This window comes from Sodalis sp. CWE (assembly GCF_019646055.1).
GTDB lineage: Bacteria > Pseudomonadota > Gammaproteobacteria > Enterobacterales > Enterobacteriaceae > CWE.
Map to the genome: position 1 here is coordinate 374,777 of NZ_JAESFE010000001.1, position 14,784 is coordinate 389,560.

Annotated in this window: 8 protein-coding genes and 1 pseudogene; 6 read left to right on the forward strand and 3 right to left on the reverse strand. The window is 31.1% G+C overall.

The genetic code is table 11. From position 1 onward, the window contains the following. The first annotated feature begins 333 nt into the window (after positions 1-333). Positions 334-1,359 (forward strand): NAD(P)H-dependent glycerol-3-phosphate dehydrogenase, encoded by a 1,026-nt coding sequence (gpsA, locus tag JK145_RS01490; protein ID WP_220665089.1) that lies wholly within the window; start codon positions 334-336, stop codon positions 1,357-1,359. A 295-nt stretch (positions 1,360-1,654) separates the two neighbouring features. Here the strand turns inward: gpsA and JK145_RS01495 are convergent, their stop codons facing one another. Continuing rightward, entirely contained in the window at positions 1,655-2,221 is a 567-nt protein-coding gene (locus JK145_RS01495) for a TIGR00730 family Rossman fold protein (RefSeq protein ID WP_220665090.1), read from the reverse strand. A gap of 798 nt (positions 2,222-3,019) precedes the next feature. Between JK145_RS01495 and pfkA the strand changes: the two genes are divergently transcribed. Beyond that, positions 3,020-3,982 (forward strand): 6-phosphofructokinase, encoded by a 963-nt coding sequence (gene pfkA, locus JK145_RS01500; protein ID WP_220665091.1) that lies wholly within the window; start codon positions 3,020-3,022, stop codon positions 3,980-3,982. Between the two features lie 278 nt (positions 3,983-4,260). Here the strand turns inward: pfkA and JK145_RS01505 are convergent, their stop codons facing one another. Continuing rightward, entirely contained in the window at positions 4,261-4,974 is a 714-nt protein-coding gene (locus JK145_RS01505) for a Bax inhibitor-1/YccA family protein (RefSeq protein ID WP_220665256.1), read from the reverse strand. Positions 4,975-6,396: 1,422 nt separating this feature from the next. On the opposite strand from JK145_RS01505, the gene yvcK reads away from it, so the two are divergent. Next, a complete protein-coding gene (gene yvcK / locus JK145_RS01510; protein ID WP_220665092.1) occupies positions 6,397-7,308 on the forward strand; it encodes a uridine diphosphate-N-acetylglucosamine-binding protein YvcK in 912 nt (303 codons plus the stop codon). Positions 7,309-7,415: 107 nt separating this feature from the next. On the opposite strand, the gene uvrB is transcribed toward yvcK, so the two are convergent. Further along, positions 7,416-9,443, reverse strand: a complete 2,028-nt coding sequence (gene uvrB / locus JK145_RS01515; RefSeq protein WP_220665093.1) for an excinuclease ABC subunit UvrB — start codon at positions 9,441-9,443, stop codon at positions 7,416-7,418. Positions 9,444-10,854: 1,411 nt separating this feature from the next. On the opposite strand from uvrB, the gene gmk reads away from it, so the two are divergent. The 3 genes and pseudogenes from gmk to recG all read left to right on the forward strand — a co-directional run bounded on the left by gmk (position 10,855) and on the right by recG (position 14,608). Beyond that, positions 10,855-11,481, forward strand: coding sequence for a guanylate kinase (gene gmk / locus JK145_RS01520; protein WP_220665094.1), 627 nt, complete (start codon positions 10,855-10,857; stop codon positions 11,479-11,481). 52 nt (positions 11,482-11,533) lie between these two features. Further along, a pseudogene (rpoZ, locus tag JK145_RS01525) lies at positions 11,534-11,719 on the forward strand (DNA-directed RNA polymerase subunit omega); the annotation flags it as partial. Positions 11,720-12,523: 804 nt separating this feature from the next. After that, positions 12,524-14,608 (forward strand): ATP-dependent DNA helicase RecG, encoded by a 2,085-nt coding sequence (gene recG / locus JK145_RS01530; RefSeq protein ID WP_220665096.1) that lies wholly within the window; start codon positions 12,524-12,526, stop codon positions 14,606-14,608. The last annotated feature ends 176 nt before the right edge of the window (positions 14,609-14,784 follow it).

The window sequence follows — 14,784 nt, forward strand, 5'->3', positions numbered from 1 at the left end:
TTGAGAATAAATAAATAGTGCTATTTTTCTAAATTTTATCTCTAGATAACTCTAGCATTGTTCGTACAATCTAAAAAATAAATAAAAGTACATACTAAAACTGAATTTTTTAGCATTAGCAATCAGAAAAAATGAATCTTTAACATTAAATCTTCTATTACGAAATACTCTTAATTTTTAAATTCGCACATGCATTATTATTCAATTGTTTCGTCATGCATTGCTTTTATGCAAAAAGATCTGATACTAGATAATTACCATGAAATATTTATAAGTTGTAAACAATGATAAGTAACAACCAAAAATATAATCGATTATTTTAGGAAATTTAAAATGCTTACTAAGTCTTTAATGACTATTGTTGGTGCCGGCGCGTATGGTACTGCACTAGCTATTATACTAGCAAGTAATGGTCGTGATGTATTATTATGGGGACGAAACCCTTCTCATATGCATGCCCTGAAAAAGGCACGATGTAATCAAATGTTTTTGCCTAACATCCAGTTTCCTCCGATTCTTCGACTGGAGTCATCTTTGCCAATAGCGTTATCCGTCAGTCGAAACATATTAATTGCAGTGCCAAGTCATGCCTTTGGATGTTTGCTTACTGAACTCAAACCATATTTGCGCAAGGACGCTCGTATTGTATGGGTTACTAAAGGGTTAGAAGCTGGAACCGGTCGTCTTTTGCAGGAAGTAGCAAGAGAAATTTTAGGTAAAGAAATACCTTTAGCGGTTCTATCAGGACCAACTTTTGCATGTGAATTAGCAATAGGGTTACCTACTTCTGTTGTGTTAGCATCTACTGATGTCACTTTTGGTATTGATTTACATCAAATATTACATTGTCGAAATAACTTTCGTGTTTATAACAGTGTTGATCTTACTGGTGTCCAAATAGGAGGAATAGTGAAAAATGTAGTCGCTATTGGTACTGGTATTTCTGATGGGATTGGGTTTGGTGCTAGTGCCCGTACTAATTTAATTACTCAGGGACTGATAGAAATGTCTCAACTAGGCTCCGTAATGGGAGCAAAATCAAAGACTTTTTTGGGGATAGCAGGATTGGGAGACTTAGTACTTACTTGTACTGAAAATCAATCTCGTAATCGTCGTTTTGGTATACTGATTGGAAAAGGAGCAACTACTGAAGAAGCGAAAAAAAAAATTGGAAGGTTGGTGGAAGGATATTCCAATGCTAAAGAAATATTAATATTGGCTAATCGTTATAAAATAGAAATGCCCATTATCGAACAAATTTACAAAGTGCTTTATCACAATCAAAACGCGCATCAAGCGATAGCAAGATTGCTTGATTGTAAGGATAATAATAAAAATGAAAAAAAATTATCTTTTTAGACCTAAAAGATATTTAGATATTGATTTTCTGATAAATAATTTTCAATTTATGGTTGCTTTATCTTCTTTTTAAATTAGTGCAATCTTCCTAATTCAATACTCTATTTTTAGAAATTTAAAATCTGTTTCATTATCTAAATAAATTTCTTGAAAAGAGATACACAAGAAAGAAAATTATCGGTTTTTATTAATTTTAATTGCTGTAATTGCTTTATGTTAATGGTCTGTCTAAACTAAGTGTGATATGAAATGAATCAAGTTTATTCTATTGAGTGTAACTAGCTTTTTTATTTTCTTAATCCAACCATTTAGTAGCTGGAACTTCATAATTAAAAAAATACTGTGTTATCTCTTCTAAATCTTCTGAAAAAAGAAGCATATCCTCGTAGATTTTTCTTAAAAATCCTTCCTTAACCATGTGATGAATCATATTTTTTAGCGGATGGTAAAATCCGTTAATATTTAGAAATGCGCAAGGTTTTTTGTGCAATCCTAATTGCGCCCATGTCCATTGTTCACAAATCTCTTCTAGAGTTCCAGAGCCTCCTGGCATAGTAATAAACGCGTCCGACATTGCTGCTATTTTCATTTTACGTTCATGCATATTTGTTACTACATGTAAATAAGTTAATCCAGCATGAGCGATTTCATGTTCAAACAATGAACTCGGAATTACACCAATAACGCGACCTCCTCTTTTTAAGGCTGCATCAGCAACAGCCCCCATAAGACCAACCTTTCCTCCTCCATAAATAATACCTATTCCTTTTTCGGCTAATGTTTGACCAACGCGTATAGCGGTTTCTCTGTAAATTAGATTTCTTCCGCTAGAGGAGCCGCAAAAAATCCCGATGTTTACCATACTTAACAACCTTTTATAAAACCAGTTTTAATCTAAAAATGAATTTTTTTAGAAAAATTTTAATTTGATATGTTCGAAATATATGAACCTATTAGTCATAATAAACATTTTCACTTTATGAAAAAATTATTGTTTTCAGCTATGTTCCAAAAAAGAAGGTATAGTACTTATATCTGAATTACATGATAAATAATGCTTTTCTTTTAGGAAGTGGTATATTTCTTATAAGTACACTGCTCTTTGAACAGGTAATACTCCATTCCGAAATTTACTTCATAATCTTACTTTTTGGCATAGATTTTATCAGTAAAAAGTTACTTCTATAGTAAGATTATAAAAGGACAAAATAGCATTTTTAATATTTTTAATAAAGTCTGATATACGCTTGAAAACTGACGTAATATTTTATATTACGTCAGTTTATAAAAAAATGATTAAGAAAACTACAAGTTGGAAAAGGGAACATAACATAAAATTTTTCTTCTGTAAAGACTACAAATTAAAGCAAATGTAAAACACTTACCGTATGGCAAAATATTAAAAATAATATGTTGAATCAAAGTAAAATAGTTAGTTTTAACTAAAACAATGAATTAATAAAAGTAATTCTTATTTAAGAAATTTAATGTTTAAAACAGTAAAATAAATAATCAAATAATCAAGTATGCCTTATAAAATAAAAAAAACTATTAATACACTAAGGTTTCTTTGCAGACCCTAATTTTTGCCTCGAGTAGAGAAATTAGCAAAATATACTGCAACCGAAAGAAACTCTACGTTTTACATATAGAGGTAATTATGACTAAAAAAATTGGCGTGTTAACAAGCGGAGGGGATGCGCCAGGAATGAATGCAGCTATCCGTGGTGTAGTGCGATCCGCACTTTATGAAGGATTAGAAGTTTATGGGATATTTGATGGATATTTAGGTCTTTTTCAAAATCGAATGATCAAGTTAGATCGTTATAGTGTGTCAGACATCATTAATCGAGGTGGTACTTTTTTAGGCTCTGCACGATTTCCAGAGTTTAGAGAAGAAAAAGTTAGGACTATTGCAATTAAAAATATGTTAAAACGAAATTTAAGTGCATTAATGGTAATAGGTGGAGATGGTTCTTATATGGGAGTTAAATATTTAACAGAAATGGGATTTCCCTGTATTGGTCTTCCTGGTACCATTGATAATGATGTAGCAGGAACTGATTATGCCATTGGATATTTTACCGCACTAGGAACCGTTGTTGAGGCAATCGATAGATTGCGTGACACATCTACTTCACACCAGCGTATTTCCATCGTAGAGGTTATGGGAAGGCACTGTGGTGATCTTACTATGGCAGCTGCTATTGCTGGAGGATGTGAATTTATCGTGGTTCCTGAAATTGAATTCAAATCAGAAGACTTAGTTTATGAAATCAAAGCAGGTATTGCTAAAGGAAAAAAACATGCCATTGTTGCAATTACTGAACATATTTGCGACGTTGTTAAGCTAGCAAAATACATAGAAAAAGAGACAGAACGTGAAACCCGTGCTACCGTTTTGGGACACATTCAGCGGGGTGGCAGTCCTATAGCTTACGATCGCATTTTGGCCTCTCGCATGGGAGCATTCTCTATATCTCTGCTCTTAAACGGTTATGGCGGTCACTGTGTAGGAATACAAGATGAGAAGTTAGTGCATCATAATATCATCGACGCTATAGAAAATATGAAACGACCTTTTCGAAAAGATATCCTAGAAATTGCAAAAAGACTTTTTTAAATTTAACCTCACAACGTCTCTCAAAAATAAATATTGATTTCTAATTACCCAAAAGTGTATGAAGGGATTATCTGATAGAGAGCTGTAAGTATAAAGTACACTTCTTTCAAGCATTTGACTAATATCTAATTTAGATTTAGCAATGCTCGTACAAATTAGTTAGTAAAATAATGAACGTTTATTATATAGTGATTTTACTAAATTCAAGCCTGCCACCTATTCATGTGGCTCAAATGAAGAAGTGGCAGAAGAGATCCATCGGATTTGCAAAATAGAAGTTATCGTCGGTTACTGCCAAAAATACGCAGTAACATTAAAAATAGATTAATAAAATCCAAATATAAGGTTAAAGCACCAATGATAGAGTATTTTCTAAACTGATCTTTTTCATCTAAAGATAATTGAGTACCCATGTTTTTTAATTTCTGAGTATCATAAGCAGTCAAACCAACGAAAACGATTATACCAACATAGGTCATTATCCACATTAGTACGGTGCTTTTTAGCCAAACATTCATTAATGATGAAAAAATAATGCCAACAAGAGCCATGAGAAGCAAATTACTATAGCTGCTTAAATCTTGTTTGGTGAAATAGCCATATAAAGTCATGACTCCAAACATACCAGCAGCTACAACAAATGTGCCTGTCACAGATGATGCAGTATAAACAATAAAAATACTTGAAAGCGTCAGTCCTGTCAAACCAGAATGAAGCATAAAAAGCGATGTTGCCATTGCGCCATTAAGACGGCTAACCATACCTGAAATAATAAACACCAGCGCTAGTTGAGCAACAATTAAACTAAAAAAAACTAGCTGATTTGTAAAAATACACTGTAATAAAACAGGAGTGCGAGCTGTATACCAAGCGACAAAGGCAGTTAATAGCAATCCACAAGTCATCCAACCGTAGATCTGAGCCATAAACGGTTGTAGTACACTATTCACGCGTGATACAAGCGGACCCTGAGAGTGAGGAAAGCGTTCCATTACCATATCATCATACCTTTTAGTTAAGAAAATAAATTATATAAGTGATTTAACATTATCTAATTTAATATTGTACCATAGTTAAATATATTTTATATAGTAATTCATTATTTAAATGAAGTGCGTTATGAAACAATTTTCTTCTTCTTAAGATTAGTTTTGTAAGATCGTCAACAAATCTTTGAAAAAAATCTGTTTGTTTCTTATTTAAGAAGATGTGTATTCTACCATGGGTTAAAATATGATTTTAACTAAAAGTAAATTCTTTATTGATTCAGACTAGTTATATAAATAGAAGGAACGTAATCATTTCATATTCAACATTTATTGAAAATAATGAATGAAGGCAAGAAAAAATTTTTCTATTAAAAGGTAGTATTTTAATTTTAATCAATCAATGATTCATTGTTTAATGAAAAGAGCGATAAATTATTTTAATTTAAAAAGACAATGTACAATATTATAATTTTTTTAAAAAACAACTGATGATTGTAAATCTATAAAAAGTAAGGTTATGGTTAAGTCTAACCAGTTTTGTTTTATGATATTTTATCTTTTTAATTGTTTTCTTTAGTGATTAAATTTTTACTAAAATTCGACATACAATTTTTAATTACAAATAAAAAATGCAAAAAATCTTGCATAGAAAGAATTTAAGCGTATGGAAGAACAAAGAAGACGCTAATAAATTCAGTAAATTTCAAGTTGGAATTGTTATCGTTAAGTAAACAAGAATTTTTTCTTCTTTTTTATCTTCAACTATTTTTTGCGTTGTTCTGAAGAGCAATTATTAACTAGCAATCAGTTATAATTAGTTCGATTTTATTTTTAGAAAAAAGTAGCAGTCATTTTTTTGTAAAAGCTCTTGTGAAGTATTCATGCTTTAAAATTTTTTCCTTAATTATTAAGAATTGACCTCTCCTCCTAAAAGGGTTCTTCAAAAGAAGAATGCATATTCTTTATTGCTGTCAAGCAGGATAAAAATTGAGTCGAATATACCATACCAATTATTGAAACATGATAGCGTTTTAAATAAATTCTATTTAGAAAATTAGAAGAGATATTAATCTCCTCTACTGTACATTTTTGTGTGTCAGAAAAAATGTAGGTTGAAATTTTTTTCAAAAAATCAGCATACATGTACGTATATCAAAAAAATTTCAAAAACACTCTAAAAAATTAACACTTTATTGAGATTAAAATGGTTTAGCACAAAAATCAGTAATCTAGTTATCGAGCATAAAGAAAAACGTTATATTAATTTTACCATGTTAAGAATTATAATCACTGTCTATTTTCAAAATATGTATAGTTAATATGTGTCTAGTTCGGTTTTTTTGTGAAATTCTCTTTTTTAGCGCTATAACCCCCTTACTACTTTAGATGAAAAATATTTTGTCATATCAAATGTAGGAGATATATGTGCACAGCCGAACGTTAGCTGATTTAAACCAAGTAGTCGCTTTAGGTGGAGGACACGGTTTAGGTCGAGTTATGTCCACACTCTCTTTTCTTGGACCGCGATTGACAGGTATTGTTACAACCACTGATAATGGTGGTTCGTCCGGACGTATAAGAAAATCTGAAGGAGGTATTGCTTGGGGAGATACCAGAAATTGTCTTAATCAGTTGATTACTGAACCAAGTATTACCTCGGCGATGTTTGAATATCGATTTGGCGGAAAGGGTGAGTTATCGGGACATAATTTAGGTAATCTAATGCTAAAAGCGTTAGATAATCTTAGTGTTAGACCGCTTGAAGCTATTAATCTTATTCGCAGTTTACTAAAAGTAAATGCTAGTTTAATTCCCATGTCAGAGCAACCAGTAGACTTAAAGGCAATTGCAACATCAGGTGATACAGTATATGGTGAGGTAGCTATTGATCAGCTGAATGAGTTACCTTTAAGATTAACATTAACAGCACCAGTTACAGCTACACATGAGGCACTTTTGGCTATTGCGGATGCTGATCTGATTATCATTGGTCCAGGTAGTTTTTTAACTAGTCTCATGCCTTTGCTTCTCCTAGAAGACTTAACAAAAGCACTGCGTCAACGTCGTGCACCAATGTTTTATCTGGATAATTTAGGTCGAGAGTTTAATGTAGCCGCAGCCAATATGACATTAGCACAGAAAGTGCAAATGATGGAAAAAGCGATTAGCTTGGAAAAAGTAATTGATGGAGTAATTATTAGTCCAACCACAGCTACAACCCATCTTAGTGACCGTATTATCATTCAATGCCCACTAGCTACAGTAGATGAACTGCATTATCATGATCGTGCATTATTGCATCAAGCATTAAATTTAGCTTTACAATCTTTAAAATAGCTCGTATCAGATTGTTAAAATTATCACAAAAAATTTTTTACGAATCTAAAAATGAAATGTTTCAAACATAAGGTCAATCTGTCATTTTTAGTAGATATACCTAAAATTTATAAAGAGCTTTTCTTATTACTAGCAGATTGAACCGCATTTGTAAGTGCAAAAATTTCATCTCGTACAACTGCAGCTTTTTCAAAATCTAGATTTTGTGCATATTTTTGCATATGAATTTTTAGATTTTGAATCTTTTTTTCTAGTTCTTTTTGAGTTAAATGATCTTTTTCTGTTATTTTTGTTGTTATCTTCTTACATTTTTTATTTTTAAAATAAGTTGATTGGCTCAGTTCCATAATGTCTTTAATATGTTTATTAATTGCTTTTGGAACAATTTTATTGGCTTGATTATAAGCATGTTGTTTCTCTCTTCGACGCTCAGTTTCTTCAATTGCACTTGCCATTGACGAAGTAATTTTTTCTCCATAAAGAATAACTTTACCGTTAATGTTGCGTGCTGCGCGGCCAATAGCTTGAATAAGTGAACGTTCAGATCGCAAAAAACCTTCTTTATCAGCATCAAGTATCGCTACTAAAGATACTTCAGGTATATCAAGTCCTTCCCGAAGCAAATTAATACCGACTAACACTTGGAACTCACCGAGACGTAAATCTCTAATAATTTCAACTCGTTCTATGGTATCTATATCAGAATGTAAGTATCGTGCGCGTGCACCATGTTTTTCAAGATATCCAGTTAGATCTTCTGCCATTCGTTTAGTCAATGTTGTAACTAACACTCGTTCGTTAATATGTATTCGACGATGAATTTCTGAAAGCAGATCATCTATCTGGGTATTTACTGGTCGTACTTCAATTTTAGGATCTAAAAGACCAGTTGGCCGTACTAGTTGATCAACAACTTTGTTATTACATATTTTTAGTTCATAAGGTCCCGGTGTTGCAGAAACATAAATAGTTTGTGGCGATAATGCAATGAACTCTTCAAATCGTAGTGGTCGATTATCCAACGCTGAAGGCAATCGAAATCCGTATTTTACCAAAGTTTCCTTACGCGCTTGATCACTACGATACATTCCACTAATTTGTGGAATAGTAATATGAGATTCATCTATGACGACCAATCCGTCTTTTGGCAAATAATCCAATAATGTCGGAGGAGGTTCACCAGGATTTCGGACTGATAAATAGCGAGAGTAATTCTCAATGCCTGAGCAATATCCTAGCTCATCCATCATTTCTAAGTCAAAAGAAGTACGTTGGCGTAAACGTTGCTCCTCTAGAAGTTGTCCTTTAGATAAAAATACTTGACATTGTTCGGATAATTCTTTTTTAATGTCTACTAGTGCCCTTTTTAATTGATCGTGCGATATAATATAGTGGTTTTTTGGATAAATAGTATATCGACCTATTTCTTGATCAAGAAAATTTAAAAATGGATTAAATAAAGAAATTCTTTTAATTTCTTCATCAAATAATTCGATTCTTAATGCAACTTCACTAGATTCAGCAAGAAAAATATCAATTACTTCGCCGCGTACACGAAAGGTGCCACGTTTAAGATCTTGATCATTACGATGGTACTGAAGCTCTAAGAGTTGACTAATAATTTCTCGTTGGGAAATAATCATTCCGCGTGCTAAGTGAAGAAGAGTTTTCAGATATGACTCTGGATCTCCAAGACCATAAATAGCAGAAACTGAGGCGACTACAATAACATCGCGTCGTTCTAGTAAAGCCTTGACAGCAGATAATCGCATTTGTTCAACATGTTCATTAATTGAAGCGGTTTTTTCAATAAAAACATCAGAGCTTGGCAAATAGGCTTCTGGTTGATAATAATCATAATAGGAAACAAAATATTCAACTGCATTTTCTGGAAAAAACGTCTTCATTTCTCCGTATAACTGTGCTGCTAGTACTTTATTAGGCGCTAATATTATAGTCGGGCGATTTGATTTTTCTATTACATTTGCTATGGTAAACGTTTTTCCTGAACCAGTTACTCCAAGCAAAGTTTGGTAAGATAAACCATTTTTTAGTCCTTTTTCTAGACTGGAGATAGCTTCCGGTTGATCGCCAGATGGTTGAAATGATGAAACTAGTTTAAATGTTTTTTTCATAGAAATCGAACATACTAGGAGAAGGCAAAAATTAGCTGCATTCAAATGCAATATTTAGCTTTTCATAGTAGAAATAAGTATATTTAGAAATACGATTAAAAAATGATACTACTTTTACCAACAGCAAATAATTATTTAATATAATACTGATTGGCTTTTATCCAATTTTTTTGTCGAAAGAATTCTTACTGCTAACAAGAAAAAATACGAGAATTTATAGGCTTGAAAAAGATAATTCTTCATGTACAAAAAAACAAAGACCGCGTGATTTGTTTGATTTTACATAAAAAATGTAATACAACAAAAATATTTTTAATTTATAAGGGTAAAACTAATTGTCTTTACATTATGAAATATATTTTATAGAAAGTTTTTTATTACTTTAAAGAGCCTTAAAGTGAATTACTTAATCAAATTAATTTAATACTATTTCTTTATCATGAAAGATAAATTTTTTATGAAAATAATTTGAAGTCAAGTTCTTTCTCTTTTACGAAAAGAAAACTATAATCTTGATAATTTGTTGTCTCAAACAAGTTTTGAAATGAAAAATTTTTTTAGAACCAGCACGTACTAATTATACAACTAATAGTTATATTACTTTAATCAACGTAAGTGTTTGCTTCAAGGTGGTATTATTAATAATAATAACATTGCTCTAAATTTTTTAGAGCTATTAATCATTCTAAATCTTTTTTTAGTAAAAAATTTTTCAAAATTTCTTTTCGCTGATCAACCGGAAAAAATATTACAATTTTTCATTCTACAACATTCTTTTTATAGTAGAAGGAATTATCTTATGATAAAGAGTTAAATTTGTAACATTGATATTAAATTAAATAAAATTTTATCCTTTCCTTTAAAAGGAAAAGGTCATTAGTTCTTTGTATAAATATAGGTTTTAGCTTTATTTTTAATTGGTTTCATATTGTAGCAATTGTGCATAAGATGTGGTTATTTAAAAGAACTTAAAAAATCTAGTTAAAAGCTTTATTATGTAAATGTACTTATCTATTAATAATCGTGAATATGAAATAAATTTTTTCATCTTTCTTAGAAAGAATTTTTTTTGACGAAATCATGCTTTTATTTTTATAAATATAACCAAAAAAAATATAACTCTATATTTATATAACCTTTAAAAAAGGATGTCTAAGCAGCTTGTATTATTCTGTTAACAATACTGTTCTGTATTGGATTTTAAATAATTAATCAAGATTAATGATCTTAAAATAATTTCTTTCCTTTAAATAATTTCTCTAAAATTTTTCTACTTTACATACTATTTTTATTTTTCATTAATCTAAAATAGATACGCGAACGCATTTATAACTGTTGTAATTATAAAGCTACGTATAATGATATTTTCTACCATTATTTATTCCTTTAACTGAAAATCTTTTTTACGATCATGATTAAAGGTACACTTTATATCATTTCTGCACCAAGCGGTGCAGGAAAATCAAGCTTAATTCGGGAATTACTGAAAATAGAACCATTCTATAAAACCTGCATATCAATTTCCTATACTACTCGTCCTGTTCGTCAAGGTGAATGGCATGGCAAACATTATTTTTTCGTGTCAATAGAAAAGTTTAAACGCATGATTGAAGAAGATGCTTTTCTGGAATATGCACAAGTTTTTGATAATTATTATGGTACCCCACGTGAACCTATTCAACAAGCTCTATCAAAAGGTGTTAATATGCTTCTTGATATTGATTGGCAGGGAGCACAACAGATTCGTACTAAAATTCCTAATTCACGAAGTATTTTTATTCTTCCTCCTTCTAAAAAAGAATTAAGTCGTAGATTACATAGCCGTGGACAAGATAGTAAAGAGATGATTAACAATCGTATGCAACGAGCAGTTATTGAAATGAACCATTTTTTAGAGTACGATTATTTAATTATTAACGATGATTTCAATATTGCATTACTTGATCTTATGGCTATTTTTCGAGCTGAACGGCTTCGCGTTAATTGTCAGAAACCGCTCAATAGTATGTTGATTAAAAAATTATTAGACAACCACTAATATAGTTATGCAATTAAAGAAACTAATTTCTTCCCATTAGGAGGTGAAGAATATGGCACGTGTAACTGTACAGGATGCTGTTGAGAAAGTAGGTAATCGTTTTGACTTAGTACTAATTGCTGCTCGTCGTGCTCGACAAATCCAAAGCAATTACAAACATTTATTAATTTCGGAAGAAAATGATAAATGTACTGTTATTGCTCTTCGTGAAATCGAACAGGGTATAATTTCTAGTCAAAATTCTGAATTTTAATGTCAAAAAATGGTACTTAAATCTTTTAATTATATAAATTGTTGATATAACGAAGATGTTTTATTAAATTTATTTTTGATATTCATCAATTACGAATTATATTACTTGTCAGATTACGTTCAATCAGATTGACCGATCCTTCCTATATAGGAAGATGCTTTCTCGATATTTATATATAGATGACTTTATTGTTATTTATTATTTTTTAAGTTCAGCCTTTCTTAGAAAGAGAACGATTAGTGATAAAAACTTATTAATTTTTGGCAATTTCATATACTAAAAATTTTTATTTATTGCAAAAATGGAAATAGTTTAATCAATTCCTAAAAGGAATGTTGATTCATCAAAATTAAATGAATTAATTTAAAGTTATACAAGCCTTAATCAATGTTATTAATTTCCTTTATATTAAATGGATAATTATGCTAAATCGAAATCAGAGAAAGGAAGGTAGCATTTTATATTTATAACAACTAAAAAATTTCTATTTTCATTATTTATAAATACATGCTAAAAAATAATTTTTAAGTAAAAATATTAGTTTACTTATCTTTAGCAGGGAAAACTAATCTGATATTGTTTTTAACACCAAGAATATACTATTTATACAGTACAATTCATTAGTAATTTCCAAAAAGTTTTAATTTTTTTGTTAAAGCTGAATGAAAAAGAAATGCAGTACACCTCACGATTTACTTATTTGACTATGATGTTTTACTTTTTTTTATAAACAGTGCAAATAAGTTAATCATGCACGTACACAAATATGAAACATGAGAAAGACTCGTTTTGTTAAACACTATTTCGCTTAGTGCTTTGTCAGGGGTTAACCAAATTCTTGCTGAAAAATTTTTTCGTCTTGGAATAAAAAATATACAGGACTTGTTATTATATTTACCAATTAGGTATGAAAATCACGCTAAAGTTCTTCCTATTAGGAAAGCCCTATCCGGGATGGCAATAACAGTACAAGGAAAAATTTTAAATAGCAAAATTAGCTACAATCCTAAAAGGATGCTTACGTGTTATTTACGTGACAATAATGGTGAAGAATTATCTCTGCGCTTTTTTTATTTTAGCAAGGCAATGGAAAGTAATCTTTCTAAAGGCAAATGGATAACTGCATTTGGCAAAGTTTATCATTATAAATACAGTGATGAAATGATTCATCCTAAATATCGTGTAATTAATAAATCTCATAAAATGAATCTTCCTAAATCACTAACGCCGATATATCAAACTATTAAGGGGCTTCGACAAGAAACTTTCCGAAAAATTATTGATCAAGCTCTAAAAATGTTAGAAATTGTTCCTTCTATAGAACTTCTTCCAAGAGGGGTCAGTTATAAATTAGTAGATTTTCAAGAGGCGCTACGAACACTTCATCATCCATTATTAAAAAATTCTCTAGAAGACGAAGAAGCAATTTTAGAAAATTGTCGTCAAGCACGTTATCGGTTAGTTATGGAAGAATTATTAGCACATAATCTTAGTTTGTTGTCAGCTAGAGATAAACTTCAAAATGATCGAGCTATGCCATTAAATGGCAATGATTTTTTGTCTCAGCGTTTTGTTACATCCTTACCTTTTGATCTTACCTTTGCTCAGAAACGTGTAGCAAAGGAAATTAATCAAGATTTGAAACGTAATACTCCAATGATGCGATTGTTACAAGGAGATGTTGGGTCTGGAAAAACATTAATCGCGGCATTAGCAGCATTACGCGCTATTAGCAGCGGTAGGCAGGTTGTATTAATTGCTCCAACTGAGTTGCTAGCCGAACAACATATACAGAAATTTCGAAATTGGTTTTTACCACTTGGTATTAAAATAGGTTGGCTTGTTGGAAGACAAACAGAAAAAAATCGTCAAAAACAACTAGAGGCTATTTGTGATGGAAGAATAATGATGGTAATAGGCACTCATGCTGTCTTTCAGAAACAGGTATATTTTGCTAATTTAGCATTAATAATCATTGACGAACATCATCGATTTGGTGTTCACCAGCGGCTTTCTCTTTTAAAAAAGGGATTTAAAAAAGGATTACGTCCACATCAATTAATTATGACTGCTACTCCAATTCCTAGGACTTTATCCATGACAGCTTATTCTTATTTAGATAATTCAATTATCGACGAGCTTCCGCCAGGGCGGATGCCAGTAACTACAGTTGTCGTTACAGATAAAAATCGGAATAAAGTTATTCAACGAGTTTGTCAAGCATGTCTGCAAGAGAATCGGCAAGCTTATTGGGTTTGTCCTGTAATAGAAAAATCAAATATAGAGAATATAAGGACAGTAAAATCAACTTGGCAAGAGTTAAAAAACGCTTTACCTGAGGTTCGCGTTGAACTTTTACATGGACGTATGAAAACTTTTGAAAAAAATCAACTTATGGAAGAATTTAAAGTAGGTAATATAAAACTATTAGTAACGACTACAGTTATTGAAGTCGGTATTAATATACCTAATGCTAGTCTAATAATTATTGAAAATTCCGAACGGCTCGGACTAACGCAATTACATCAACTTCGTGGAAGAGTTGGAAGAAGTTCAAAAGCTGCTTACTGCGTTCTTCTTTATAAATCCCCAATTAACAAAAAAGTTCATTCTCGTTTGAAAATTCTTCGAGAAAATAATGATGGATTTATTATTTCTGAATTTGACATGAAAATCCGAGGTCCAGGAGACCTTTTTGGTTTTCGCCAAACTGGTAACTCGTTATTTCGAGTGGCTAACTTGATTCGTGATCAGGAAATGATTCCAATTGCCTATAGATTAGCACAACACATTCATAAGCATTATCCTGATGCAGCTAATGAATTAATGAAACGTTGGATGCCAGATAGAATGCGCTACTATACTTTTACTTAGTCAGTTATTCGTTTTTTCATAAAAATTTATAGTTTATTTTTGCTAATTATAAAAACTAAATACTTGCTATGTACAAGGTTACCTTATATACTCAAAGAGACAATTAGTAATTACTAAGCATGCTTGGTTAATGACCCGGCGTCTGATCAACTTTTAATAATTCATTTTTAAACTAT